The sequence below is a fragment of the Nonomuraea sp. NPDC049419 genome (assembly GCF_040676995.1).
Taxonomy (GTDB): domain Bacteria; phylum Actinomycetota; class Actinomycetes; order Streptosporangiales; family Streptosporangiaceae; genus Nonomuraea; species Nonomuraea salmonea.
In genome coordinates this window covers 208,254-233,717 of the sequence record NZ_JBFAQB010000009.1, presented here as the reverse complement: position 1 = coordinate 233,717, position 25,464 = coordinate 208,254, and the positions used below count along the sequence as shown (strand labels likewise).

The window sequence follows — 25,464 nt, the reverse complement described above, 5'->3', positions numbered from 1 at the left end:
GAGCCGCCTGCGCTGCTCCCGCAGGAGGGCTTCCTCGCGTCGCATGGCGGCCCGCCTGCGCTTCGCCTTTCTCTCTGACATGGGCTGCTCCCGAGGTACGGTTTCGGGCGTCACGATAAAAGGCGGCGCGTAATGCGGATCTAAGCGTCCACGTGAATTTTCCGCGGGCCTCACAAGGGCGTTCACGGCACCGCACCTCGGCGCGGCGCCCGCGCTCACGGCCAGGCGTCAGAGTCCGAGCAGCTTGGCGGGCTCGGCGATGATCTGCTGGATGACCAGCCCGGCCGCGCCGAGCACGGCGGCGTCGGAGCCGGTGGCCGAGACCACGAGGTCGGGCGGTGCCCCGCGCATCTGCGCGAGCCGCGTGCCCAGACCGTCGGAGACCGGCGCCGCCAGCCAGGGGAACAGCGGCGCGAAGATCCCGCCCAGCACGATCGTGCCGGGGTCGAGCAGGTGCACGGCCGAGGTGAGCGCGACGCCGAGCGCGTGCCCGGCCCGCCGGCACGCCTCCAGGGCCGCCTGGTCGCCGGACTCCAGGCGGGTCACCAGCTCGCGGACCGAGCCGAGGTCGCCGAGGAGGGCGTCCTGGCCGGCGTACACCTCCAGGCAGCCCCGTCCGCCGCAGCGGCAGCCGGGCCCGTCGGGCACGACCACGACGTGGCCCAGCTCGCCGGCCAGCCCGTACGTGCCCTTGAACACGCCGCCCTGCACCACGAGGCCGGCGCCGATGCCGATCTCGCCGGAGACGTAGAGGAAGTCGCTCTCCCGCGGCCCGAACCACAGCTCGCCGAGCGCCGCCAGGTTGGCCTCGTTGTCGATCTCGAACGGCATGTCCACGAGGTCCGACACGCGGACGTGGCGCCAGCCGAGGTGCGGGGCGCTGCGCAGCATGCCGCCCTCGACCAGGCCGGGGACGGCGAGCGCGGCGCCGATGACGCGCAGCCCTGCGGCGGCCGCCTCGGCGGTGGTCTCCTTGGCCAGGGCGCGCAGGCCCTCCAGGATGGCGGCGGGGTCGGAGTTGCGGTTGTCGGCGGGGATGATGCGCCGCAGCCGGACCGTACGGGTGAGGTCGACGACGCAGGCGGCGAGATAGTCGATGTTGATCTCCAGCCCGAGCGCGGCCACCCGGTGCCCGCTGAGGCTGACCGCCACGCCGGGACGCCCCCGCTCGCCCGCCCGCACGGCGCCGCTCTCGGTCACCGCGCCCGCCTCAAGGAGGTCGGCGACCAGGCTGGATACGGTGGTCTTCGTGAGCCCGGTCCGCTCAGCGAGCGAGGCCCGGGTGTGAGGTCCTGATCGGTGAATGGTCGCCAGCACTACGGCCAGGTTACGGGCGCGCATGGAATCATGCCTGACCCCTCTTGACGACATGGCATCCACCTCCTCAGGATAAGTACAGATTATGGACTAAAAGTTACAGGGGCCCGAAAATGACCGCATCCTTCACGCCGACTCCCGACGACCGCTTCACCTTCGGCCTGTGGACCGTGGGCTGGCAGGCCCGCGACCCGTTCGGCGACGCCTCCCGGCCGGCGCTCGACCCGGTGGAGAGCGTCCACCGGCTCCACGAGCTCGGCGCGTACGGCGTCACGTTCCACGACGACGACCTGCTCGCCGTCGAGTCCGACCGCGACAAGGCCGTCGCCGCCTTCAGGAAGGCCATCGACGAGACCGGCATGAAGGTCCCGATGGCGACCACGAACCTCTTCACCCACCCGGTCTTCAAGGACGGCGCCTTCACCAGCAACGACCGCGACGTCCGCCGCTACGCGCTGCGCAAGGTCATGCGCAACCTCGACCTCGCCGCCTCGCTGGGCGCGAAGACGTACGTGTGCTGGGGCGGGCGCGAAGGCGCCGAGTCCGACGCCGCCAAGGACGTCAAGGCCGCCATGGACCGCTACAAGGAGGGCCTGGACCTCCTCTGCCAGTACGTCATCGACAAGGGCTACGACATCCGCTTCGCCCTGGAGCCGAAGCCGAACGAGCCGCGCGGCGACATCCTCCTGCCCACGATCGGCCACGCGCTGGCGCTGATCAACGAGCTGGAGCACCCCGAGATGGTGGGCCTCAACCCGGAGGTCGGCCACGAGCAGATGGCCGGGCTCAACTTCGTGCACGGCATCAGCCAGGCGCTGTGGCACGGCAAGCTCTTCCACATCGACCTCAACGGCCAGCACGGCCCCAAGTACGACCAGGACCTCATCTTCGGCCACGGTGACCTGAAGAGCGCGTTCTTCCTGGTCGACCTGCTGGAGAACGGCGGCTACGACGGCCCCCGCCACTTCGACTACAAGCCGCTGCGCACCGAGGACCCGCAGGACGTGTGGGACTCGGCGGCGGCGAACATGCGCACGTACCTGATCCTCAAGGAGAAGTCGCGCGCCTTCCGCGCCGACCCCGAGGTCCAGGAGGCGATCAGGGCCTCGCGCGTCGACGAGCTGGCCAAGCCCACGCTCGCCGAGGGCGAGACCTGGCAGGACCTCGCCAAGGACGACTTCGACGTGGAGGAGGCGGCCGCCCGCGGCTTCCACTTCACCCGGCTCAACCAGCTCGCGCTCGAGCACCTCCTGGGGGTACGCGGATGAGCGGACCGATCAGCGTCCAGCTCTACACGGTCAGGCAGGCGCTGGCCGCCGATCGCGACGGCACGCTGCGCCGGGTCGCCGAGGCCGGCTACCGGGCCGTCGAGCCGTACGACCCGCTGAACGACCCGAAGGGCTTCCGTGCGGTGGCCGACGACCTGGGGCTGAGCGTGTCGGGCACGCACGCGGGCGCGGTGCTCCAGCGTGAGCCCGCCGAGGTGTTCGAGGCGGTCGCCACCATCGGCACGGACAAGGTGATCGTGCCGGCGGGCATCGCGCCCGAGGAGTTCACCACCCGCGACGGCATCGCCAGGGCCGCCGACCTGCTCAACGACCTGGCCGTGCAGGCCGCGCGGCACGGCATGCGGATCGGCTACCACAACCACTGGTGGGAGCTGGAGCCGAAGGTGGACGGCCGGCACGCCATCGAGGTGCTGGCCGACCTGCTGGCGCCCGAGGTGTTCCTGGAGATCGACACCTACTGGGCGGCCGTGGGCGGCGCCGACGTGCCCGCGCTGCTCGGCCGCCTGGCGGACCGGGTGATCGCGCTGCACGTCAAGGACGGCCCGGTGGTCAAGGGCGAGCCGCACACGGCGGTGGGCGCGGGCGCCATGCCGGTGCCCGAGATCCTCGCCGCCGCCCCCGACGCAAGGCGTGTGGTCGAGCTCGACGAGTGCGCGACCGACGTCTTCGCCGCCCTGGCGGAGAGCCACACGTACCTCACCTCCTTGGAGGGGCATTGAGCAACGGCCCGGTCGGCGTCGCGCTCGTCGGCGCCGGTGTGATCAGCGGCCAGTACCTACGCAACCTCACCTCCTTCCCCGACGTGCGCGTGCTCGCCGTCGCGGACATCGACACCGGCAGGGCCGCCGAGGTGGCCCGCGAGTACGGCGTCGAGGTGTCCGGCACCCTCGCCGACGCCCTGGCGATCCCCGAGGTGGAGATCGTCGTCAACCTCACGGTCCCGTCCGCGCACGCGGCCGTCGCGCTGGAGAGCCTGCGCGCCGGCAAGCACGTGTACGGCGAGAAGCCGATGGCGATGACCACCGACGAGGCCGCCAAGGTCATGGCCGAGGCGGCCGACCGGGGGCTGCGGGTCGGCGGCGCCCCCGACACGTTCCTGGGGGCGGGCCTGCAGTCGGCCCTGCACGCGATCTCCTCGGGGCTGATCGGCAAGCCCGTCGCGGTCACCGCGGCCACGCAGAGCCTCGGGCCGGAGTCCTGGCACCCCAGCCCGGAGTTCTTCTACCAGCCGGGCGGCGGACCGCTGTTCGACCTCGGGCCCTACTACCTGACCGCGCTGGTCTCGCTGCTCGGTCCCGTCGTCCGGGTGGCGGCGGGCACGCGCAGGGCCCGCGACCAGCGCGAGGTGGGCTCGGGGCCCAAGGCGGGCAAGCTGTTCCCGGTGGACGTGCCCACCCACGTCAACGCCCTGCTGGACTTCCCCGGCACGGCGACGGCGTCGGCCACGTTCAGCTTCGACTCGGCGATCAACCGGCGGATGATCGAGGTGATCGGCTCCGAGGGCGCGCTCTCGCTGCCCGATCCCAACACGTTCGAGGGCCCGCTGCTGGTCCGCGGGCTGCGCGACGCCGACTGGCGGGAGCTGCCGATCACCGGCACGACCGCGGGGCGCGGCATCGGCGTGCTCGACATGGCGAGGTCGCTGCGCGCCGGCACGCCGCACCGCGCGTCGGGCGAGCTGACCTACCACGTGCTCGAACTCATGGCGGCCATCACGGAGTCGGGTGAGCGGGCGGAGTTCCGCGACATCGGCTCCGCTCCGGACGCCCCCGAGCCGCTGCCGGACGACTGGGACCCGCACGCCGCAACCTTGTGAGAGGAATCCCCTTGAGGAGACCGGGCACGATTACGATGTGTAATCGTTCGGTCACAGCAACCTCAAGGGGATCCCCATGCGTGTCCTGATCCAGCTCCGGCCCGCCCCCGACGTCGTCGCCTCGGTGATGGACGCCGGCGTCCGCAGCGTGGCGGCCGACGTCGCCGGCGACCTGCCAGGAGTCCTCATCGACCCGGCGTACGAGCCGGTCGCCGTCCCCCGCCCGCTCTCGCTCTCGCCCCACCAGCGCATGCAGTTCTCGCTCGCGCCCGAAGACGCCTCTGTGCTGGTCAGGGGCGAGATCTCCGACGGCGAGCTGGCCACCCGCGCGGCGCTGCTGTCCTCCTCCGTACGCGAGGTCGCCGGCGTCTTCGCCGACCCCTACATCCAGCCCAGCCCCACCTGCGGCGGCGACGGCCCGGTCGGCGACTGGGCGGAGGTCAGGCGGCTGCTGCACGTCCAGGACCTGTGGTCGGCGGGCCACGACGGCGCCGGTGTGACGGTCGCGGTCGTGGACGGCGGCGTCAACACCGGCCACGTCGCCGCCCGCATCGGCCACGACGTGACGCTCGACGCGCAGCGCAGCTGGAGCCCGCCCGGCGTGCCCGCGCGGCCGGGCCGCCACCCGGTGGGCCACGGCTCGATGTGCGCGTTCGACGTGCTGCTCGCCGCGCCCAAGGCGACCCTGATCGACATCCCCGTCCTGCTCAGCAGGCGCGAGGGCGGCACGCTCGCCGACGGGCTGCTGTCGGACGCCGTCGCCGCCTACGCCCACCTCGACCGCGTGCTGCGGGCCATGCCGGCCGAGTCCAGGTCGCTGGTGGTCAGCAACAGCTGGGGGCTGTTCTCCCCCGACATGGACTTCCCGCCGGGACACCCGGGCAACTACTCCGACAACCCGGCACACCCGTTCAACCTGATCGTGGGCAGCCTGGAGGCGGCGGGGGCCGACATCCTGTTCTCGGCGGGCAACTGCGGGCGCGAGTGCCCAGACGGGCGCTGCGGCTACCCCGACCGGCCCATCACCGGCGCCAACTCGCACCCGTCCGTGCTGTCGGTCGGCGGCGTGGACACGCGGGGCGAGCGGGTCGGCTACTCCTCCCAGGGTCCTGGCCGGCTGTCGGAGCGCAAGCCCGACCTGTGCGCCTACACGCACTTCGCCGGGTCGGAGGCGGTCGGCCCGGCCGACACCGGCACCTCGGCGGCCTGCCCCGTCGCGGCCGGCGTGGTGGCCGCCGTCAGGACCGGGCGCCCGGCGGCCGAGCTGACGCCCGCCCAGCTCCGTACGCTGCTGCACCGCACCGCCGACGACCGCAGCACGGTCGGCTTCGACCACGACTACGGCTTCGGCGTCATCGACCCGCCCGCCGTGCTCGCCGCGCTCGCCCGCCACAACCGCACGCGCGCGGCCTGACATGGCCATCATCCAGATCCGCCTGCCGCCCGACGCCACCCTCGACGACGCGCTGCGGCTGCTCGGCCTGTCCGACGACGACGCCGACGCCGGCTTCGGGCTCGTGGCGGTCGCCCCCGGCCGCCACGTGCTGCGGGTCACCGAGGAGGCGGCCAGGCGGGTCAGTCACGAGCTGGCCGAGGTCTTCTCCGACCCCCGCATCGAGCCGCACGACCCCGGCTGATCGCGTAACGCGTTGGCTTCACCCGCGCCGACCCGCGACAATGCTGCGATGGCTGACAGTAAGGAGACCGACTGGGTCTCCAGGTTCGCGGACGAGGTGATCTCCGAGGCGGAGCGGCGCGCCCCGGGCCGGCCCATCGTCTGCGCCTCGGGGCTGAGCCCGTCCGGCCCGATCCACCTGGGCAACCTGCGCGAGATCATGACGCCCCACCTGGTCGCCGACGAGATCAGGCGGCGCGGCCACGCGTGCGTCCACCTGCTGTCGTGGGACGACTACGACCGCTTCCGCAGGGTGCCCGCGGGCATCGACCCGTCGTGGGCCGAGCACATCGGCAAACCGCTGACCTCGGTGCCCGCGCCGCCCGGCAGCCCCCACTCCTCCTGGGCCGAGCACTTCAAGGCTCCGCTGAGCGAGGCGCTGGCCGAGCTGGGCGTCGAGGTGCACGCCATCAGCCAGACCGAGCAGTACACGTCGGGGGCCTACCGCGAGCAGATCCTGCTGGCCGTGCGCGAGCGGGCCAGGATCGACGGCGTGCTCTCCCGCTACCGCACCAAGGAGGGCGAGCCGCCGCGCGGCGGCGACTACTTCCCGTACAAGCCCTACTGCGACCTGTGCGGGCGCGACCTCACCACGGTCACCAACTACGACGACGAGACCACTGAGCTGGCCTACACCTGCGAGTGCGGCTTCGGCGAGACCGTGCGGCTGGCCGAGCACGACCGGGGCAAGCTGGTGTGGAAGGTCGACTGGCCGATGCGGTGGGCGTACGAGGGGGTCGTGTTCGAGCCCTCGGGGGTCGACCACCACTCGCCGGGGTCGGCGTGGGTCGTGGGCGGGCAGCTCGTCCGCGAGGTGTTCGGCGGGCAGCAGCCCATCGGCCCCATGTACGCCTTCGTCGGCATCTCCGGCATGGCCAAGATGAGCAGCTCGAAGGGTGACGTGCCGACGCCGTCCGACGCGCTGCGCATCATGGAGGCGCCGGTCCTGCGCTGGCTGTACGCCCGCCGCAAGCCCGCCCAGTCCTTCAAGATCGCCTTCGATCACGAGATCCAGCGGCTCTACGACGAGTGGGACGCGCTGGGCCGCAAGGTCGCGGGCGGGCAGGCGCAGCCCGCTGAGCTGGCGGCGTACGACAGGGCCGTGTCCACCGCGGCGGGGCCGCTGCCCGCCACGCTCCACCCGGTCGCCTATCGCACGCTGGCCTCGGTGCTCGACATCACCACCGGCCACGCCGAGCAGACCCTGCGCATCCTGGGCGACCTCGACGGCGTCGAGACGCTGGACGCGGCGCGGCCCAGGCTCGATCGGGCGCAGCGCTGGGTGGACGAGCACCTGCCCGCCGACCAGCGCACGCGCGTGCGCGAGTCGCCCGACCAGGAGCTGCTCGACTCGCTCGGCGCCGACGACCGCGAGGCGCTGCGGCTGCTGGCCGACGGCCTCGACGACTGGACGCTCGACGGCCTGACCGACCTGGTCTACGGCGTGCCGAAGCTCCAGGCGGGCCTGCCGGCCGACGCGAAGGCGACGCCCGAGCTCAAGGCGGCCCAGCGGGCCTTCTTCGCGCTGCTCTACAAGCTGCTGGTCGGCCGCGACACCGGTCCCAGGCTGCCCACGCTGCTGATGGCGGTGGGCGCCGACCGGGTGCGCAAGCTGGTGGGCGCTTGAAGGGCGTCGTCGTGATCACCGGGGTCTCGGCCGCGGGCAAGTCCACCGTGGCCCAGGCCCTGGCCGAGCGGCTGCCGCGCGCCGCGCACGTACGCGGCGACGTGTTCCGCCGGATGGTGGTCGGCGGGCGCGCCGAGATGACGCCGGAGGCCGGCGACGAAGCGGTGCGCCAACTCCGGCTGCGTTATCGTCTGGCGGCTTCCACAGCCGATATGTATTTCGACGCCGGATTCACGGCAATTGTTCAGGATGTGATTATCGGCGGGGATTTGCAGCGATTCACGGAAATGATCCGTTCGCGCCCGCTGTATGTGTTCGTATTGGCGCCCGATCCGGCCGCCGTCGCGCGCCGCGAGGCCGCCCGCGCCAAGTCCGGATACGGCGGTGGCTGGACGATCGCCCAGCTGGACGCCGCCCTCCGGGAGGAGACCCCGCGCATCGGCCTATGGCTGGACACCTCCCATCAAACGGCCGAGGAGACCGTTGATGAGATCATTTTGCGGGCCGAAGAAGGACAAATAACCGGCCCGCCGGAATAACCGCTATCCATGCAAGGCATTGGCAAGTGAATTGCATGTGTTCGGGGCAACCTTGGGTCCATGAACAAGCAGCCTTTCGCCGCGAGCGTCAGTGTCATCGTCCCCGCGATGAACGAGGCCGAGAACCTTCCTCACGTCTTCGCCACGCTGCCCGACTGGATCGACGAGGTGATCCTGATCGACGGCAACTCGACCGACGACACCGTCGCCGTCGCGCGCAGGCTGCGCCCCGGGCTCCGGGTCGTCGTCCAAACCCGGCGCGGCAAGGGCAACGCGCTCATCGAGGGCTTCCAGGCCGCCCGCGGCGACATCATCGTCATGATCGACGCCGACGGCTCCACCGACGGCAGGGAGATCCGCTCCTTCGTCGCCACCCTCATCAACGGCGCCGACTTCGCCAAGGGCTCCAGGTACGCCCCTGGTGGCGGCTCGGACGATCTCAGCCCGATCCGCTCGCTCGGCAACAGGTTCCTCACCGGCATCACCAACCTGCTCTACGGCACCCGCTACACCGACCTCTGCTACGGCTACAACGCCTTCTGGCGGCGCCACCTGGAGGTGCTCGACCTCGACTGCGACGGCTTCGAGATCGAGACCCTGATGAACGTCCGCGCCGCCCAGGCCGGCCTGGTCATCCGCGAGGTCCCGAGCCGCGAGCGCTCCCGCATCCACGGCACCAGCAACCTGCACGCCGTCCGCGACGGCTGGCGGGTGCTGCGGACCATCTGGCGCGAGCGCTCGCGCGGCTCCGCCGTCACCGCGCACACCCAGGTGGCGCTGGCCAAATGAGGAGTGACATCCTCGGACGATGCGCTACATAGTCATCGGAGCAGGAGCGGTCGGGGGCACCATCGGCGCCCGCCTGTTCCAAGGCGGGCACGAGGTCGTCCTCATCGCGCGCGGAGCCCACTACGAGGCTCTCAAGCGTGACGGCCTGCGCCTGCTCACCCCCGGCAACACCGAGACCCTGCCCGTGCCCGCCGCCGACGGTCCCGTGCCGGCCCGCGACGGCGACGTGCTGATCGTGGCCACCAAGTCGCAGGACACCGTCGCGGCGCTGGCTCCGTGGTCGTCCGACCTGCCCGTGGTCTGCGCCCAGAACGGCGTCGCCAACGAGCGCATGGCGCTGCGGCGCTTCGAGCGGGTCTACGGCATGTGCGTGTGGCTGCCGGCCCAGATCCCCGCGCCGGGGACCATCGCGGCGCACGCCTACCCCTACTCGGGGATGCTGCACGTCGGGCGCTATCCCCAGGGTGTGGACGAGCTCGGCGAGCAGATCGTCACCGACCTCGGCAAGCACGGCCTGGTGGCGCACGCGTCCGACGACGTCATGCGCTGGAAATACCTCAAGCTGCTCGGCAACCTGGGCAACGCCGTCGAGGCGCTGGTCGGCCACGCGCCCGGCATGGCCGAGCTGGCCGAGCTGGCGCGGGCCGAGGCGCGTACGGTGCTCGACCGGGCCGGCATCGCCTACCACACGCCCGAGGACGAGGCCGCGGTCCGCGGCCACAAGGTGGACGCCAAGCCCATCGAGGGCGTCGAGCGCGGCGGCGGGTCGTCCTGGCAGAGCCTGGCCAGGGGCAGCGGCTCGATCGAGGCCGACTACCTCAACGGCGAGATCGTGCTGATCGGCCGCGAGCACGGCGTGCCCGCGCCGGTCAACGAGACGCTGCGACGGGAGGCCAACCGGGTCGCGCGCGAGCGGCTGGCCCCCAGCTCGATGACGCCGGAGCAGGTGCGCACGCTCATCGACGCGCGTTCCGCATCCTGATGCCGCTGAACTCCAGGGTGCTGGCCGTCACCTCGTTCCAGAACGGCCAGAGGTTGTCCAGCACCCTGAGCTGGATGCCCGCCTCCTCGTGCAGCTCGAACAGGTCGCCCACCTGCTCGGGCGGGCCGAGCGGCGTCACGGGGACCGTCGAGACCATGGCGTGCGGCGGGTCGCCGATGGGCTCGAAGGTGCCGGCGGGCAGCCGGTAGGCGTAGAGGCGGACGTCCATGATCGCCTTGAGCCAGGCGTACTCGACGGCGTGCACGCGCGTCCCGCAGCCGGCGCCGAGGATGCGCAGCGCGTCGTGCTCGCTGGTGCGCGGTCCCGTCCAGGCCATCGCCCGCGGGCAGGCGCGCGGGAACCAGTAGTCGGGGCAGCGGTCGTGGCCGACCGCCCACACGTAGGGCTCGCTCTGCCGGCTCGTCGGCGCGACATGCGGCTCGAACCTGTCGATCGCCGGGTCTTCCGAGAAGTGCAGGACCTCCCCTGCCGCTGGTCTCATGAACGTCATCTTCGCGCATATCCCGCCGATCTCCGGGCAGTGGAGAGCCTCTCTTTCCGACAAGGGGTGAGTTGGATGATCGTGTTGGGACTGCTCCTGATCCTGCTCGCCGGTGCCGCCTTCGCCCTGGTGCTCTTCGAGCAGAGCTCCAGGTACATCCTGTTCGGCTACACCTTCGAGCTCGGCCACGTCGAGATGTTCCTCGCGGGGGCCGCCGCCGCGGCGCTCCTGCTGGTGGGGCTGTGGCTGATGGGCTCGGGTTCGCGCAGGACGGCCCGGCAGCGGCGCCGGCTGCGCAGCGCCAGGGCCGAGGCCTCCGACCGGGTGGCCCGGCTGGAGGACGAGAAGCGCGACCTGGAACGGCGGCTCGAGCGCGAGCACGCCACGACCAAGGGCGACCACCTGGTCGCCGGCCGTGCCGAGGAACGCCGCTAGTCAGGCGTCTGGTCAGGCGTCTGGTCAGGCGTCGGCGTGCGGGCGCGAGGGCAGCAGCCTGCCCTCGCGCCACAGCGCGACCCCGGTGACCACGGCCCCCAGCCCCTCCCACAGCCCGACGCCGATGAACTCGCCCGGCGCGGCCCCCGTCACCACGAGCGTGGTGAACACCGTGAACGTGACCAGCCGGAACGGCACCGTCCACCGGAAGAACGGCACGTAGTCCGCGCAAGCGGCGAAGACGTAGTAGGCGCCCATGTTGACCGCGGCCATCGACGAGGCGGCCAGATAGACCAGCGTGTAGTCGCCGGCCGCCCGCGCCTCCGGCACCTCGAAACCGAGCATCGTGAGCATCGTGCCGGGCGAGAGCAGCCCGAGCAGGCCCAGCGCGAAGGCCAGAACGCCGAAGACGCCGATGGTCCAGCCGGAGAAAGATCGCGGAAGACGCACGGAAATCCTCTCAAAGGGGGGTGTAATCTGCGAGGCGGTCTCATCATGCACCCGGAGGTCGCATGCCCCCCACGCGTGGCCGCCCCATCACCGTCAAGCTGCTCGTCCTCCTGCTCGTCCCCCTGCTGTCCCTGGTGGGGCTGTGGGCGTTCGCGGCCGGCCTGACCGGCGGCGACGGCCTGCGCCTGCTGGCCGCCAAGGACATGTCGGACAACCTCACCGGCCCGTCCGTGCAGGTCAACGTGGCGCTGCAGAACGAGCGGCTGCTGTCCGTCGGGCTCATGATGAACGGGCGCGGCTCCGACGAGCTGGTCGAGCAGCGCCGCGCCACCGACCAGGCGATCACGCGTTTCCAGACGTCGGCCGCCCGCGTCAGCAACCTGCCGCCCGAGATGCTCAACCAGCTCAGCGCGCTCAACGTCAGGCTCGCCCAGATCATCGACATCCGCCGCCAGGTGGACGCCTCCGTCGTCGAGCCCATCGACGTCATCGACGGCTACAGCGAGATCGCCGACGCCTCCTTCCGCCTGTACGACAGCATGATCCTGGTTCCCGACATGGCGCTGTACCAGCAGGCCAAGGCGCTGATCACGATGGGCGAGGCCACCGAGGTGCTCTCCCGCGAGCGGGCGGTGATCGCGGCCGTGCTGGCCAGGGGCCGGGTGGACGGGCGCGAGCGGGAGGCGTTCACCGGCATGGTGGCCACCAGGCGGCTGCTCTACGCGCAGGCGATGTCGTACCTGGACGGGGGGTTGCGGGCGTCGTACGAGCGGCTGGCGGCCTCGCCGGTCTACAAGGAGTGGCTGGAGGCCGAGGACGCCGTCAAGGACCAGTCGCCGAAGGACGGCCTGCCCGCGGCGGCGGCCACCTGGCCCATCGACGGCGAGAACCTGTGGGCCGCGGTCCAGCACAACCAGACCACGTCCACCAAGACGCTGGCCGATCGGGTGACGCCGGACGCGGTCGGCATGCTCATCAAGATCGGCGTGGCGGCCGGCGCCGGCCTCCTCGCGGTCATCGCCTCGATCCTGCTCTCCCTGCGCTTCCGCAAGCGGCTGGTCCGCGAGCTGGCCGCGCTGCGCGACGCCGCCACCGAGCTGGCCGAGGTACGCCTGGCCGGGCTGGTCAAGCGGCTGCGGACGAACACCGAGCCGCCCACGGCCGAGGAGGTCGCGCCCCTCCAGGTGGAGGCGGACACCACGGAGGTCCGCGACATCGTGCAGGCGTTCAACGACGTGCAGGCCACCGCCGTGGAGGCCGCCGTGGACCAGGCCAGGCTGCGCCACGGCGTCAGCCAGGTCTTCGTCAACCTGGCCCGCCGCAACCAGTCGCTGCTGCACCGCCAGCTCCTGCAGCTCGACAGCATGGAGCGGGCCGAGGAGGCGCCGGAGACGCTGTCCGACCTGTTCAAGCTCGACCACCTCACCACCCGCATGCGGCGCCACGCCGAGAGCCTGATCATCCTGTCCGACCAGACGCCAGGCCGCGGCTGGCGCAACCCGGTGTCGGTGCACGACGTGCTGCGCGCCGCCGTCGCCGAGGTCGAGGAGTACGAGCGGGTCGAGGTACTGCAGCCGCCGCCCGTCGCGCTCATAGGCTCCGTGGTCACCGACGTGGCCCACCTGATGGCCGAGCTGATCGAGAACGCCACCCTCTTCTCACCGCCCAGGACCCGCGTGGACGTGCGCAGCGCGCTCAGCCCGCACGGCATGGTCGTGGAGGTGGAGGACCGGGGGCTCGGGCTGCCCAGGGCCGAGCTCGACGAGCTCAACGACCGGCTGACCAACACCCCCGAGTTCGACCTCGCGCAGAGCGACCGGCTCGGCCTGTTCGTGGTCTCCCGGCTGGCGGCCAGGCACGGCATCAAGGTCCGGCTGGTGTCCTCGCCGTACGGCGGCCTGACCGCCACGGTGGCGCTGCCGTCGTCGCTCCTCGCGGACCAGCCGGCCATGGCCGGCCGCTGACCTTCAGAGGGAGCGGCCCTTTCAGACGGAGCGGCCCTTTCAAGAGAGCGGCCCGGCGTCATAAGCGGCGTCAGAGGCGGTGGAACGGCTCGCTGAAGTGGGCCGTGGCGAGGATCGCCTGCTCGGCCCTGAGCCCGGCGAGCACGTCGGCGCGGGTGCGCGCGGCCGTCTCCTGGTCCTCGTCGTAGAGGTAGCGGATCGCGGGATCGGCCAGCTGCACCGGATGCAGGACCAGGTCGCCGGTCATGGCCAGCTCTCCCGCGCGGGCGATCTGGTGCCCGGGGGTGTGGCCGGGCGTGGCGTGCACGTGGACGCCGGGCGCGACCTCTACGTCGCCCTCGACGACGTGGAGCTGGTCCTTGAGCGGGGTGACGACCTCGTCGAGCATGCGGCCCGCGGCGGCGTCCAGCTCGGCCCTCTGGAGCACGTGGCGCGCGTTCTCGAACACCGGCCTGCCCTCGGCGACCGTGCCGGAGGCGTGGTCGCTGTGCAGGTGGGTGAGGATGACCGTGCCGATCTCGGCGGGCGTGACGCCCGCGGCGGCCAGCTCGCCGGCCAGTGTGCCGGGGACCGGCGCCCAGCTCGCGGCCGGGGAGTCCGCGGCGCCGATGCCGGTGTCGACCAGGGTCAGCCGGTCGGCGGCGTCGCGGAGCAGATAGCAGTGGAAGTGCAGGACCCAGGGTTCGTCGGGGAGCCCGGAGCCGGGAAACAGCTCGGCCGGCGGGCGGCGGATCGACGGCCCCATGGGCCCGACGGCGTCGCAGAGGGGTGTGACCTCGACGCCGGAGCCGGTGATGATCGGTTGGTGCGGCATCCGCCCAGACTAGGCGGCGACGGGCTGCCGGGGAACGTACTCGTTCTCGATGTCGGCGGCGTAGACGGCGCGGCGGCAGTTGGCGCAGCGGTAGATGATCGGGCCCTCGTCGAGCTCGTGGTGGCACCGCGGGCAGCGGCTGACGGTCTTCATGGTGCTCCCCCAAGGAGTTTCTTCGTATGTGCCTATGGAACCCTCATCGAGTTGCAGGGATCCTGCATGCCACTTGACACGATGACGCTGCGCCGATGGGGGCTCTGTGCCGTTCGATACACCGGCTGCGGTCATTTTCCTCGCGGGCCGGTGCTACGAAGAACATTGTCACTCGCCAGAGACTTCCACGCGGGCGAAGACACGAGAACAGCCCCGGAATAGCCCAACAGGGCTAGGCGTTGTATGAACCAGATCGTGTGGTATGTTCCCACCAAGCGTTGAGCTTCAGCTCCGCTTGGATCTCTCTCGACTCGGGCCTCGCCCGTTCTCTTCCGGTTTCCACTGGACGACGGCGGCCCGCTCTTTCACCACCGCCGATCGTGACGCACGATCTGGCGCATCTCCCTCAAAGGGGCCCACCATGTCTGTGCACACCATTCCCGAGCAGCGTTCGTCCGCTCAGGTCCGCCTTGTGAGCGGCCTGCTGGACGTACGCGACAAATCCGCTTTCATCAGGGCGGCTCACCTGCCGGGACCCGGCGACGTCCGCGTCCCGCCCGAGAAACTCCGCCAGTACGACCTGCGCCCCGGCGACCACGTCACCGCGCGCTTCGCCGGCAACAGGCTGGTCGGCGTCGAGTCGGTCAACGGCCTGTCCGACTGGCACGACAGGCCCGCCTTCGGCGCCCTCACCCCCCTCCACCCCACCGAACGGCTGAGCATCGAGACCGAGTCGCTCAGCACCCGCGTCATCGACCTGTTCGCCCCCATCGGCAAGGGACAGCGCGGCCTCATCGTGGCCCCGCCCAAGGCCGGCAAGACGATGGTCATGCAGGCCCTGGCCGCCGGGATCGCCCGCAACCACCCCGAGGTGCACCTGATGGTGCTGCTGGTGGGCGAGCGGCCCGAGGAGGTCACCGACATGCGCGCCCACATCGACGGCGAGGTCTACGCCTCCACCTTCGACCACCCCGACCGCGACCACACGGCGCTCGCCGAGCTGGTCATCGAGCGGGCCAAGCGGCTCGTCGAGGCGGGCCAGGACGTGGTGGTGCTGCTCGACTCGCTGACCAGGCTCGGGCGGGCGTACAACAACGTGGCGCCCAACGGCGGCCGCGTGCTGACGGGCGGCATCGACGCCCGCGCGCTCTACCCGCCGAAGCGCTTCTTCGGCGCCGCGCGCAACGTCGAGGGCGGCGGCTCGCTCACCATCATCGCCACCGCGCTCGTGGACACCGGCTCCCGCATGGACAACAGCCTGTACGAGGAGTTCAAGGGCACCGGCAACATGGAGCTGCACCTGACCCGCGAGCTGGCCGAGCGGCGGCTGTTCCCCGCCGTCGACCTCGACGCCTCGGGCACCCGCCGCGAGGAGATCCTCCTGCACGACCAGGAGCGGCAGATCGTCTGGCGGCTGCGCCGCTCGCTGTCGGCGATGGAGCGGACCCGCAAGATGGAGGTGCTGGTGGAGCGGCTGCGCTCGACGCCCTCCAACGCCGCCTTCCTCCTGGAAGCCGCCGCCGCCTGAGCGTGCACCAGAATGGCCGCATGCTCGCCGACATCGTCGAACACCTCATCTGCCCCGTCTGCCGAGCCGACCTCCGGCTGGACGGCGCCGCCCTGCGCTGCGCGGCCGGGCACTCCTTCGACGTGGCGCGCCAGGGATACGTCAGCCTGCTGGTCGGATCGCGGCCGCCGGGCACCGCCGACAGCGCCGCGATGGTGGCGGCCAGGGCCGAATTCCTGGACAAAGGACATTACGCACCGCTCGCCGACGCGCTCGCCGGCGCCGTGCGGAGCCGAATCGTTCCAGCAGAACATGAGTCCTCCACCGAAACGAATGACGGCGCGGAGTTGAGGGCGTACCGTGGGGCGGGAGTGGAGGCCGGTGACGGCACGGGACCAGCGGGTTCCGGGCAGGAGCCGGACATCGTCGACGACCGTGGCGTGGTGGGCAGGATCTCGCCTGTGGTGGTCGACGCAGGCACGGGCACCGGGCACTATCTGGCGGCCGTGCTCAATGCGATGAACGATGGCATCGGGATGGCGTTCGATGTGTCGAAGCACGCTGTACGCCGGGCGGCGCGGGTGCATCCCAGGGCAGGGGCGTTCGTGGCCGACGTGTGGCGCCCGCTTCCGATCAGGAGCGGGGTGGCCGATGTGGTGATCGACGTGTTCGCGCCCAGGAACGGGCCCGAATTCCGGCGCATCCTGCGTCCCGGCGGCGCGGCGGTGGTCGTCACTCCGGCGCCGCATCACCTGAGTCCGCTGGTCGAGCAGCTGGGGCTGCTCTCGGTGGACGAGGAGAAGGAGCGCAGGGTGGCACGCAGCCTCGAGGGTTTCGTGGAGATCGACCGGCGCTCGATCGAGTTCGAGATGGAGCTGGGGCATGGTGACATCGCCCAGGTCGTCGGCATGGGTCCCAACGCGTGGCATAACGAGCCGGACACGCTCGATGCGCGAATTGCCGCATTTGTGGGCAGAAATGTCGCCGCAGGAAAGCAGCGCGTAGTAACCCGTGCAGCGTTTCAGCTGTCTATCTTCGAACCGGCGCCCCGATCAAGATCTGTTTCTTGACGGGCATGTGTGACTGGTGTTACTGATGGGGCATTTAGTCCGAAATTCCCCCACATTCTCGGAGAATTTCCCCGGCACAGGCGCAATACTGGACGACATCCCACGCCCCGGGGCGCGGGACACCAATGGGAGGGGGCGCACCGGATGAAGGCGGAGGAACGCTGGCAGGCCAGGTTCCGGGCGTCGCGCATGACGCTGCCGTCCTGGGCGCGCCAGGCCCCGAACCGCTCCATCTACCGCTCCAACGCGACCGGCAAGTGGGAGGTCTACGCCTGGGACCGCGTCGCCGGCACCACCCGCCAGGTCACCGACCAGCCCAAGGGCACCGCGTACGCGGCCATCGACCCGACCGGGCAGTGGATCTACTGGTTCGCCGACACCGACGGTGACGAGCTCGGCGGATGGTGGCGCCAGCCGTTCACCGGCGGCCAGGGCGAGCCGGTCGCGACCGATTTGGAGCCGGGCCAGCCCAGCGGCATCGCGCTGTCCACCACCGGCGCCGCCGCCATCAGCCTGGCCAGCGGCGACAGGTTCCGCGTGCACCTCGTACGCCCAGGCGCGCCCACCGAGACCCTCTACGAGCACACCGAGGCCGCCTGGGTGGCCGCCATGTCCCTCGACGGCTCCCTCATCGCCATCAACCACGGCGAGTACGGCGACTTCCGCCACCCCGCGCTGCGCGTCGTACGCCAGGACGGCCGCGTGGTCGGCGAGCTGCACGACGGTCCGGGCAAGGGCGTGGTCGGCCTGAGCTTCGCCCCCGTCGTCGGCGACCGCCGCCTGCTGGCCCTGCACGAGCGCCGCCGCCGCAACGAGCCCCTCGTCTGGGACCCGGTGACCGGCGAGCAGCGGGAGATCTGGCTGCGCGACTCGGGCGAGCTGTCGGCCGAGTGGTACGACGACGGCCGCGGCCTGCTCATCCTGCGCGACGACCGCGCCCGCACCTACCTGCACCGCTACGACCTCAGAGGCGGCGGGCTGACCCTCATCGAGACGCCGCACGGCGTGATCGAGGAGGCCGCGCCGAGGCCCGGCGGCCACGTCGAATACTCCTGGTCCAGCGCCTCGCGCCCGCCGGTCATCCGCTCGACCAGCGGCCAGGTCGTGCTCAACGCCGGCGGACCGCCCGCGCCGCCGAGCGTGCCCGTCGAGGACATCGACGTCGAGGGCGAGGGCGGGCGCATCCACGCGCTGGTGTCCAGGCCGGAGACCGGCACTGCCCCCTACCCCGCGGTGTTCCTGCTGCACAGCGGGCCGACCTCGCACGACCGCGACGAGTTCGCGCCCGAGGTCGCGGCCTGGGTGGACGCCGGGTTCGCGGTGGTGCGGGTCAACTACCGCGGCTCCACCGGCTACGGCTCCGACTGGCGCGACGCGCTGCACGGCGACGTCGGTCACATCGAGCTGGCCGACGTGGCGGCCGTGCGCGAGTGGGTGGTCGATCACGGCATCGTGGACGGCACGCGTACGGTGCTGGCCGGCACGTCCTGGGGCGGCTACCTCGCGCTGCTCGGCCTCGGCACCCAGCCCGGCCTGTGGGCGTGCGGCATCGCCGCGGTGCCGATCGCCTGCCACCAGACGTCGTACGAGGACGAGGCCGAGAGCCTGCGCGCCTACCATCGCGCGCTGCTGGGCGGCTCGCCCGACGAGCAGCCCGAGCGGTACGCGGCCAGCTCTCCGATCACGTACGTCGACCAGATCAAGGCCCCGCTGCTGATCCTGGCCGGCGAGAACGACACGCGCTGCCCGCTGCGCCAGATCGAGAAGTACGTGGCGAGGCTGGCCGAGCACGGCCGCGAGCACGAGGTCTACACCTACGACGCCATCCGCGGCTCGCTGGTCGTCTCCGAGCGCATCGCCCAGACGGCCCTGCAGCTCGACTTCGCGCGCAAGCACGTCGGGTGCCCCTGACGAGAGGGCTTGACCTCCGGTCAGGGAACGTGCCAGCATCACGGCACCCTGTTACCCGGCTGGAAGAGCGTACGTGAGCAGCAAGAACCCGGGCCCGCCATGATCGGGCAGGCGCTAGCGGGCGCGCAGCACCACGATCGCGAGGTCGTCGGCGCTCGGCTCGGAGGCGAACTCGGCCGCGCCCCTGCGGATGCGCTCGGCCACCGCCCTGGCCGACAGGCCCGCGCACTCGGCCAGCATCTTGGCCAGGCCGCCGTCGTCGTCGAGCAGCCGCCCGCCGGAGCGGCGCTCGGTCACCCCGTCGGTCACGGCCAGCAGCACGTCACCGGGGTCGAGCCGCACGGTGTCGGCCTCGAACATGACCTCGTGGAAGACCCCGAGCAGCGACTGCGGGGTGGTGACCGCCTCGACCTTGCCGCTCGGCTTGAGCCGCAGCGCCTCGGGATGGCCGGCCGAGACCAGGCGCACCTCCAGGCCGCCGTCGGCCACCGGCGTGATGTCGCCGTGCAGCAGCGTGAGGAACCGCGCCCGCTCGCCCTCCTCCAGGATCGCCTGGTTGAGCCGGCCGAGCACGGCGGCCACGCCGTAACCCTCTCTCGCCAGCAGCCGCAGCGTGTGGCGGGCCAGGCCGGTGACGGCGGCGGCCTCTGGGCCCGTGCCGCACACGTCACCGATCGCGAAGCGCCAGGAGTCGTCGCCGGCCTTGAACAGGTCGTAGAAGTCGCCGCCGACCTCGTTGGCCTCGCCGGCGGGCTCGTAGATGACGCCGTAGTCGAGGCCGGGCACCTCGGGCTCGTTGGGCGGCAGCAGGCTGCGCTGCAGCGCCCGGTTGGCGGCGGCCTGCTGGGCGTAGAGGCGGGCGTTGTCCATGGCCAGCGCAGCGCGCCTGCCGATGTCGTCGGCGAACTGGATGACCTCGTCGGGGAAGCGGTCGGGGCGGCCGAGGCACATCATGCCGAGGCTGCGGCCGCGGGCCATCAGCGGCACCGCCAGCACCTGCCACTCGGCGAGGTGGATGGTGGAGGTGACCCTGGTGTCGGCGGCGGCGACGTCCATCTCCGTGAGCTGCTCGCGCAGGCCGTCGATGCGCGCCTCGTCGGCGTGCCACAGATAGACCAGCCGCGGCGGCGCGTTGTTGTCGGAGGTGTAGACGGCGCACCAGTTGGCCAGCCGCGGCACCACGACCTGGGCGATGATGGCCGGCACCATGTCGGGGTCGAGCGTGCCGGCGAGCAGGTCGCTGGCGTCGGCGAGGAAGCCCAGCCAGTGGGGCCCTCTGCTGCTCTCCTCCATCCACTCGGCGGCCATGCTGTCCGTGGAGCCGGGTAGCGTGAGCCTAGCCCAGTGGACACGGGAATCGCCCGCAAAGGTGACTCCCCACTCCTCGACGTGCACGGAAGGAGCCTTCGGATCAGCTTGGGAGAGGTTTCGCTGCCGCAGCTCGACCTGGACCGCGTCCCCGAAATGCTTCCAAATCACCTCAAACGGCTCGTCAGCGGCCTGCGCGGTAAGATCTCCGGCGACCTGCTCGGCGGTGTGGAGCATGCCGCCAGTGGCCCACGCGGTCATCACCTCGCGCGTGAACCTCATCGCAGCCGTCACAGCGGCCTCGCCGGGCGCGAACGTCGCAGCGAGCACCGCATGGGGAGAAGCAGTCATCCTCACGTGCCTACCACACTTCCCGCTGACTTGGGGTAAATCCAAGGACAGGACTACGAGCTACTCATCGTGACAGACTTGAATCACTCGCCGGAGCCAGCCGCGAGTGAAGGAGGCCCCATGACCACGGCCAAGGCCGAGCCAAGCCCGGAGGAGAGGACGTACACCGAGTCGGATCTCGTGCCCATCCTGGAGACTCTGTTCTCCTGGCGTGACGGCGACTTCCGGCGTCGGGTTCCTCATGCTCCTCCCGGCATCCTGAGCGAGGTGCGGCTGCTGCTCAACGAAGTGGCCGACCGTCGCGAACACCTGGCCAACGAGCTGACCCGCGTACGTAAAGAAGTGGTCAAGGAAGGCCGCTTCGGCGAGCGGCTGACGCCGGGGCCCGGCGTCGGCGCATGGGCGGAGAGCGTCGAGTCGGTCAACCAGCTCATCGACGCCCTGGTGAGCCCGGTGAGCGGCGCGGCCGACGTCATCGACGCGGTCGCCAAGGGTGACCTGTCGCGCCGCATCGACCTCGACAGGTCGGCGCGCGGCGAGGTGCGCCGGCTGGGCAAGGCCATCAACGGCATGGTCGACCAGCTCGCCCTGTTCAACTCCGAGGTCACCCGCGTGGCGCGCGAGGCCGGCACCGAGGGCCGCCTGGGCGGCAGCGCCAACCTGCGCGGCATGTCGGGCAGCTGGCGCGACCTGACGGAAGCGGTCAACACGATGTCCTCGCGCGTGGCGGCGCAGGTGCGCGACATCGCCGTGGTGACCACCGCCGTGGCCAAGGGCGACCTGAGCCGCAAGGTGACGGTCGACGCCGTGGGCGAGATGTTCGAGCTGAAGAACACCGTCAACACGATGGTCGACCAGCTCTCCGGCTTCGCGGAAGAGGTCACCCGAGTCGCCCGCGAGGTCGGCACCGAGGGCCAGCTCGGCGGCCAGGCGCAGGTGACCGGCGTGTCCGGCGTCTGGAAAGACCTCACCGACAACGTCAACTTCATGGCCAACAACCTCACCTCGCAGGTGCGCAGCATCGCGACGGTGGCGACGGCCGTGGCCCAGGGCAACCTGTCGAAGAAGATCACCGTCGACGCCCAGGGCGAGATCCTGCAGCTCAAGGACACCCTCAACACGATGGTGGACCAGCTGTCGTCATTCGCCGACGAGGTCACCCGAGTCGCCCGTGAAGTGGGCACCGAGGGCAAGCTGGGCGGCCGGGCCGAGGTCAAGGGCGTGTCGGGCGTCTGGAAGGACCTCACCGACAACGTCAACTCCATGGCGGCCAACCTGACGTACCAGGTGCGCAACATCGCGCAGGTCACCACCGCGGTCGCCAACGGCGACCTCACCCGCAAGATCGACGTCGACGCGCAGGGCGAGATCCTCGAGCTCAAGTCGACCATGAACACGATGGTCGAGCAGCTGTCGTCGTTCGCATCCGAGGTGACCCGAGTCGCCCGCGAGGTCGGCACGGAAGGACAGCTGGGCGGGCAGGCACAGGTAAGAGGTGTGTCGGGGGTCTGGAAGGACCTCACCGACAACGTCAACTCCATGGCCAACAACCTCACCTCCCAAGTACGCCAGATCGCCGCGGTGTCCTCGGCGGTGGCCCAGGGCAACCTGTCGAAGAAGATCACCGTCGACGCCCAGGGCGAGATGCTCCAGCTCAAGGACACCCTCAACACGATGGTGGACCAGCTGTCGTCGTTCGCCGACGAGGTGACCCGTGTCGCCCGTGAAGTGGGCACGGAAGGCCAGCTCGGCGGCCAGGCGCGGGTGAAGGGCGTGTCGGGCGTCTGGAAGGACCTCACCGACAACGTCAACTCGATGGCCAACAACCTGACCTACCAGGTGCGCAACATCGCCGAGGTGACCACCGCGGTCGCCAACGGCGACCTGACCCGCCGCATCGACGTCAACGCCCAGGGCGAGATCCTCGCCCTCAAGACCACCGTCAACCGCATGGTCGACCAGCTGTCGTCGTTCGCCTCCGAGGTCACCCGCGTCGCCCGCGAGGTCGGTACGGAAGGCCAGCTCGGCGGCCAGGCCCGCGTCGAGGGCGTCGAGGGCACGTGGAAGCGGCTCACCGAGAGCGTCAACGAGCTGGCGGGCAGCCTCACCACCCAGATCCGCGCCATCGCCACCGTGACCAGCGCCGTCGCCCGCGGCGACCTGACCCGCTCCATCGCCATCGAGGCGCAGGGCGAGCTGGCCGAGCTCAAGGACAACATCAACTCCATGGTGGGCAGCCTGCGCGAGACCACGCAGGCCAACCAGGAGCAAGACTGGCTCAAGTCGAACCTGGCCCGCATCTCCCGGCTCATGCAGGGCCACCGCGACCTGCTCGAAGTGGCCAAGCTGACGATGAGCGAGCTGACCCCGCTGGTCTCGGCCCGCTACGGCGCCTTCTACAGCATCGACCCCGAGGGCGACCACGAGCTGATCCTCATCGGCGGCTACGGCGTACGCCCCGACCGGGGGCCGCGCCGGCGCTTCGCCATCGGCGAGGGCATCGTCGGGCAGGCCGCGGCCGAGGGCCGGCACATCGTGCTCGACGACGTGCCGCCGGAGTTCATCACCATCGACAGCGGGCTCAGCCGCTCCACGCCCGCGCAGATCGTGGTGCTGCCGATCCTGTTCGAGAACCGCGTGCTCGGCGTGCTCGAGCTGGCCTCGTTCACGCCGTTCGGCGAGGTGCACCTCGACTTCCTGACGCAGCTCGTCGAGACCATCGGCGTCACGATGAACACGATCATCGCCAACTCCCGCACCGAAGACCTGCTCACCGAGTCGCAGCGGCTCACCCGCGAGCTGCAGGAACGCTCCGACGAGCTGCAGCGCCAGCAGGAGGAGCTGCGCAGGTCCAACGCCGAGCTGGAGGACAAGGCCGCGCTGCTGGCCAAGCAGAACCGCGCCATCGAGATCCAGAACTTCCAGATCGAGCAGGCCCGCCGCACGCTGGAGGAGCGCGCCGAGCAGCTCGCGGTGTCCTCGCGCTACAAGTCCGAGTTCCTCGCGAACATGTCCCACGAACTGCGCACGCCGCTCAACAGCCTGCTGGTGCTGGCCAAGCTGCTCACCGAGAACGCCGAGGGCAACCTCACCTCCCAGCAGGTCGAGTTCGCCCGCACGATCCACAGCGCGGGCTCGGCGCTGCTGCAGCTCATCAACGACATGCTCGACCTGTCGAAGGTCGAGGCCGGCCGGATGGACATCCACCCGATCCAGGTCTCGCTGCCGAAGATGGTCGACCTGCTGGAGGCCGCGTTCGCGCCGCTGGCCCAGGACAAGGGGCTGGCCTTCCACGTGGAGGTCGAGCCCGACGTGCCGCAGGAGCTGCGCGCCGACGAGCAGCGGCTGCAGCAGGTGCTGCGCAACCTGCTGTCCAACGCGGTCAAGTTCACCCCGCGCGGCGAGGTCAAGCTGCGCGTCTCCACGCCGCCGCCTGGCATGCAGTTCGACGACGACACGCTGCACGACGCCGACGACCTGCTCGCGTTCCAGGTCATCGACACCGGCATCGGCATCGCGCCCGACAAGCGCGACGTCATCTTCGAGGCGTTCCGGCAGGCCGACGGCACCACCAGCCGCAAATACGGCGGCACCGGCCTGGGCCTGGCCATCTGCCGTGACATCGCGCGGCTGCTCGGCGGCGAGATCCACGTCGACAGCGAGCTGGGCAAGGGCAGCACGTTCACGCTCTACCTGCCCGCCTCCTACACCGGCCCGCTGGCCGCCACCGACGGCGGCTCCGCCTCGCGGCGCCAGCTCATGACGCCGCCGTCGGAGGAGGTGCCCACCGCCGCCGCCACGCCCGAGCCGCCGCTGCCGCTCGACCTGCCGATGCCCGAGCTGGTCGAGCCGCCCGTGGAGACGCCCAGCCAGTGGCAGGGCGACGACCCGCTCAGCGGTGCGAAGATCCTCATCGTCGACGACGACATCCGCAACGTCTTCGCGCTGACCAGCGTGCTGGAACGACACGGCTCCACGGTGGTCTACGCTGAAAACGGACGGGAAGGCATCGAACAGCTCGAACGGAACGAGGACGTCGCGCTCGTGCTGATGGACATCATGATGCCGGAGATGGACGGCTGGGCCACGACCTCGGCCATCCGCCGCATGCCGCAGTTCGCCGACCTGCCGATCATCGCGCTGACCGCCAAGGTCATGCGCGGCGACCGGGAGAAGTCCATCGCGTCCGGCGCGTCCGACTACGTGCCCAAGCCCGTCGACGTCGACCGCCTGCTCGAACGCCTGCGCGGCTGGCTCAGCCGAGGGCGTGGCAGCACCTCAGACACGTCCGCAGCACCATCCGAAGGGTCGTGATCGATGCCGGAGCGTGCCAAGATCCTCCTCGTCGATGACCGCGAGGAGAACCTGATCGCCCTCGAAGCCATCCTCAGCTCGCTCGACCTGGTGCCGGTGCGCGCCAGATCGGGCGAGGAGGCGCTGAAAGCGCTGCTCAACACCGAGTTCGCGCTGATCCTGCTGGACGTGCGGATGCCCGGCATGGACGGTTTCGAGACGGCCGCCCACATCAAGCGGCGTGAGCGTACCCGGAACATCCCGATCATCTTCCTCACCGTCGTCGACAGCGCGCCCGACTACGCCTTCCGCGGCTACGCGGCGGGCGCCGTCGACTACCTCACCAAGCCGTTCGACCCGTGGGTGCTGCGGGCGAAGGTGTCGGTGTTCACCGAGCTGTACAACATGAACAAGCGGCTCGCCGAGCAGGCCGCGCTGCTGCGCGACCGCCTCAGCGGCGAGCTGCCTCCGGGCGCCGGCGATCAGGCGTCGGTGCTGCCCGAGCTGTCGCGGCGGCTGACGGCCGTCGAGGACGAGTTGGCGAGGGTGCGCGAGCTGGCCCGCAAGTCGCAGGATCCCGCGCTGGCCGTGCCGCTGGCCGATCTCGCCGAGCGCGTGACCCGCCTGCGCGCCGGCTTCGACGCCCTGTCCTGATCTCTCACCGCCGCGGCG

At 71.0% G+C, this 25,464-nt stretch carries 22 protein-coding genes; 16 read left to right on the top strand and 6 right to left on the bottom strand.

The annotated features are described in order from the left end of the window. Nucleotides 1–228: 228 nt before the first annotated feature. Complete coding sequence (locus AB0K12_RS26640; RefSeq protein WP_364566587.1) at nucleotides 229–1,341, bottom strand: ROK family transcriptional regulator; 1,113 nt, start codon at nucleotides 1,339–1,341, stop codon at nucleotides 229–231. An 89-nt stretch (nucleotides 1,342–1,430) separates the two neighbouring features. On the opposite strand from AB0K12_RS26640, the gene xylA reads away from it, so the two are divergent. From xylA to AB0K12_RS26595, 9 genes are all read left to right on the top strand, one after another. Further along, the gene (xylA, locus tag AB0K12_RS26635; RefSeq protein WP_355415287.1) at nucleotides 1,431–2,585 is read left to right on the top strand and encodes a xylose isomerase; all 1,155 of its coding nucleotides are present in this window, start codon (nucleotides 1,431–1,433) and stop codon (nucleotides 2,583–2,585) included. Then, on the top strand, nucleotides 2,582–3,325 hold the full coding sequence (locus AB0K12_RS26630; protein ID WP_364566584.1) for a sugar phosphate isomerase/epimerase: 744 nt from the start codon (nucleotides 2,582–2,584) through the stop codon (nucleotides 3,323–3,325). The genes xylA and AB0K12_RS26630 overlap by 4 nt, the downstream gene beginning before the upstream one ends. Then, the gene (locus AB0K12_RS26625) at nucleotides 3,322–4,422 is read left to right on the top strand and encodes a Gfo/Idh/MocA family oxidoreductase (RefSeq protein WP_364566581.1); all 1,101 of its coding nucleotides are present in this window, start codon (nucleotides 3,322–3,324) and stop codon (nucleotides 4,420–4,422) included. The genes AB0K12_RS26630 and AB0K12_RS26625 overlap by 4 nt, the downstream gene beginning before the upstream one ends. Before the next feature lie 76 nt (nucleotides 4,423–4,498). Continuing rightward, nucleotides 4,499–5,836 (top strand): S8 family serine peptidase, encoded by a 1,338-nt coding sequence (locus tag AB0K12_RS26620; protein WP_364566578.1) that lies wholly within the window; start codon nucleotides 4,499–4,501, stop codon nucleotides 5,834–5,836. A gap of 1 nt (nucleotide 5,837) precedes the next feature. Beyond that, the gene (locus AB0K12_RS26615) at nucleotides 5,838–6,059 is read left to right on the top strand and encodes a hypothetical protein (protein ID WP_364566576.1); all 222 of its coding nucleotides are present in this window, start codon (nucleotides 5,838–5,840) and stop codon (nucleotides 6,057–6,059) included. Nucleotides 6,060–6,107: 48 nt separating this feature from the next. After that, complete coding sequence (lysS, locus tag AB0K12_RS26610) at nucleotides 6,108–7,724, top strand: lysine--tRNA ligase (protein WP_364566573.1); 1,617 nt, start codon at nucleotides 6,108–6,110, stop codon at nucleotides 7,722–7,724. Next, complete coding sequence (locus tag AB0K12_RS26605) at nucleotides 7,721–8,263, top strand: AAA family ATPase (protein ID WP_364566570.1); 543 nt, start codon at nucleotides 7,721–7,723, stop codon at nucleotides 8,261–8,263. The genes lysS and AB0K12_RS26605 overlap by 4 nt, the downstream gene beginning before the upstream one ends. A gap of 60 nt (nucleotides 8,264–8,323) precedes the next feature. Further along, nucleotides 8,324–9,052 (top strand): glycosyltransferase family 2 protein, encoded by a 729-nt coding sequence (locus tag AB0K12_RS26600; RefSeq protein WP_364566568.1) that lies wholly within the window; start codon nucleotides 8,324–8,326, stop codon nucleotides 9,050–9,052. 19 nt (nucleotides 9,053–9,071) lie between these two features. Beyond that, nucleotides 9,072–10,034, top strand: a complete 963-nt coding sequence (locus tag AB0K12_RS26595) for a 2-dehydropantoate 2-reductase N-terminal domain-containing protein (protein WP_364566565.1) — start codon at nucleotides 9,072–9,074, stop codon at nucleotides 10,032–10,034. Here the strand turns inward: AB0K12_RS26595 and AB0K12_RS26590 are convergent. Then, complete coding sequence (locus AB0K12_RS26590) at nucleotides 10,009–10,536, bottom strand: DUF6886 family protein (protein WP_364566562.1); 528 nt, start codon at nucleotides 10,534–10,536, stop codon at nucleotides 10,009–10,011. The two genes, AB0K12_RS26595 and AB0K12_RS26590, sit on opposite strands and share 26 nt — an antisense overlap. A 75-nt stretch (nucleotides 10,537–10,611) precedes the next feature. On the opposite strand from AB0K12_RS26590, the gene AB0K12_RS26585 reads away from it, so the two are divergent. Beyond that, on the top strand, nucleotides 10,612–10,971 hold the full coding sequence (locus AB0K12_RS26585; RefSeq protein WP_364566559.1) for a hypothetical protein: 360 nt from the start codon (nucleotides 10,612–10,614) through the stop codon (nucleotides 10,969–10,971). A gap of 24 nt (nucleotides 10,972–10,995) precedes the next feature. Here AB0K12_RS26585 and AB0K12_RS26580 read toward each other — a convergent pair whose 3' ends face one another. Further along, the gene (locus tag AB0K12_RS26580; RefSeq protein WP_364566557.1) at nucleotides 10,996–11,421 is read right to left on the bottom strand and encodes a hypothetical protein; all 426 of its coding nucleotides are present in this window, start codon (nucleotides 11,419–11,421) and stop codon (nucleotides 10,996–10,998) included. Nucleotides 11,422–11,483: 62 nt separating this feature from the next. Here AB0K12_RS26580 and AB0K12_RS26575 point away from each other — a divergent pair, with 62 nt between their 5' ends. Further along, nucleotides 11,484–13,385: a nitrate- and nitrite sensing domain-containing protein gene (locus AB0K12_RS26575; protein ID WP_364566554.1), complete on the top strand. Its 1,902-nt coding sequence runs from the start codon at nucleotides 11,484–11,486 to the stop codon at nucleotides 13,383–13,385. Nucleotides 13,386–13,455: 70 nt separating this feature from the next. On the opposite strand, the gene AB0K12_RS26570 is transcribed toward AB0K12_RS26575, so the two are convergent. Together AB0K12_RS26570 and AB0K12_RS26565 are read right to left on the bottom strand one after the other, a co-directional pair. Beyond that, entirely contained in the window at nucleotides 13,456–14,199 is a 744-nt protein-coding gene (locus AB0K12_RS26570; RefSeq protein ID WP_364566551.1) for an MBL fold metallo-hydrolase, read from the bottom strand. Nucleotides 14,200–14,208: 9 nt separating this feature from the next. Continuing rightward, a complete protein-coding gene (locus tag AB0K12_RS26565; RefSeq protein WP_355415261.1) occupies nucleotides 14,209–14,352 on the bottom strand; it encodes a hypothetical protein in 144 nt (47 codons plus the stop codon). Between the two features lie 421 nt (nucleotides 14,353–14,773). Here AB0K12_RS26565 and rho point away from each other — a divergent pair, with 421 nt between their 5' ends. The 3 genes from rho to AB0K12_RS26550 all read left to right on the top strand — a co-directional run bounded on the left by rho (nucleotide 14,774) and on the right by AB0K12_RS26550 (nucleotide 18,840). Then, nucleotides 14,774–15,880, top strand: coding sequence for a transcription termination factor Rho (gene rho, locus AB0K12_RS26560; RefSeq protein ID WP_364566547.1), 1,107 nt, complete (start codon nucleotides 14,774–14,776; stop codon nucleotides 15,878–15,880). Between the two features lie 20 nt (nucleotides 15,881–15,900). Next, on the top strand, nucleotides 15,901–16,929 hold the full coding sequence (locus AB0K12_RS26555; protein ID WP_364566544.1) for a putative RNA methyltransferase: 1,029 nt from the start codon (nucleotides 15,901–15,903) through the stop codon (nucleotides 16,927–16,929). Between the two features lie 144 nt (nucleotides 16,930–17,073). Next, entirely contained in the window at nucleotides 17,074–18,840 is a 1,767-nt protein-coding gene (locus AB0K12_RS26550; RefSeq protein WP_364566541.1) for a prolyl oligopeptidase family serine peptidase, read from the top strand. Nucleotides 18,841–18,954: 114 nt separating this feature from the next. Here the strand turns inward: AB0K12_RS26550 and AB0K12_RS26545 are convergent, their stop codons facing one another. Further along, the gene (locus AB0K12_RS26545; protein WP_364566538.1) at nucleotides 18,955–20,148 is read right to left on the bottom strand and encodes a GAF domain-containing SpoIIE family protein phosphatase; all 1,194 of its coding nucleotides are present in this window, start codon (nucleotides 20,146–20,148) and stop codon (nucleotides 18,955–18,957) included. 471 nt (nucleotides 20,149–20,619) lie between these two features. Between AB0K12_RS26545 and AB0K12_RS26540 the strand changes: the two genes are divergently transcribed. Both AB0K12_RS26540 and AB0K12_RS26535 read left to right on the top strand, forming a co-directional pair. Further along, a complete protein-coding gene (locus tag AB0K12_RS26540; RefSeq protein WP_364566535.1) occupies nucleotides 20,620–24,813 on the top strand; it encodes a HAMP domain-containing protein in 4,194 nt (1,397 codons plus the stop codon). Between the two features lie 3 nt (nucleotides 24,814–24,816). Then, complete coding sequence (locus AB0K12_RS26535; RefSeq protein ID WP_364566532.1) at nucleotides 24,817–25,446, top strand: response regulator; 630 nt, start codon at nucleotides 24,817–24,819, stop codon at nucleotides 25,444–25,446. Nucleotides 25,447–25,464: the final 18 nt, after the last annotated feature.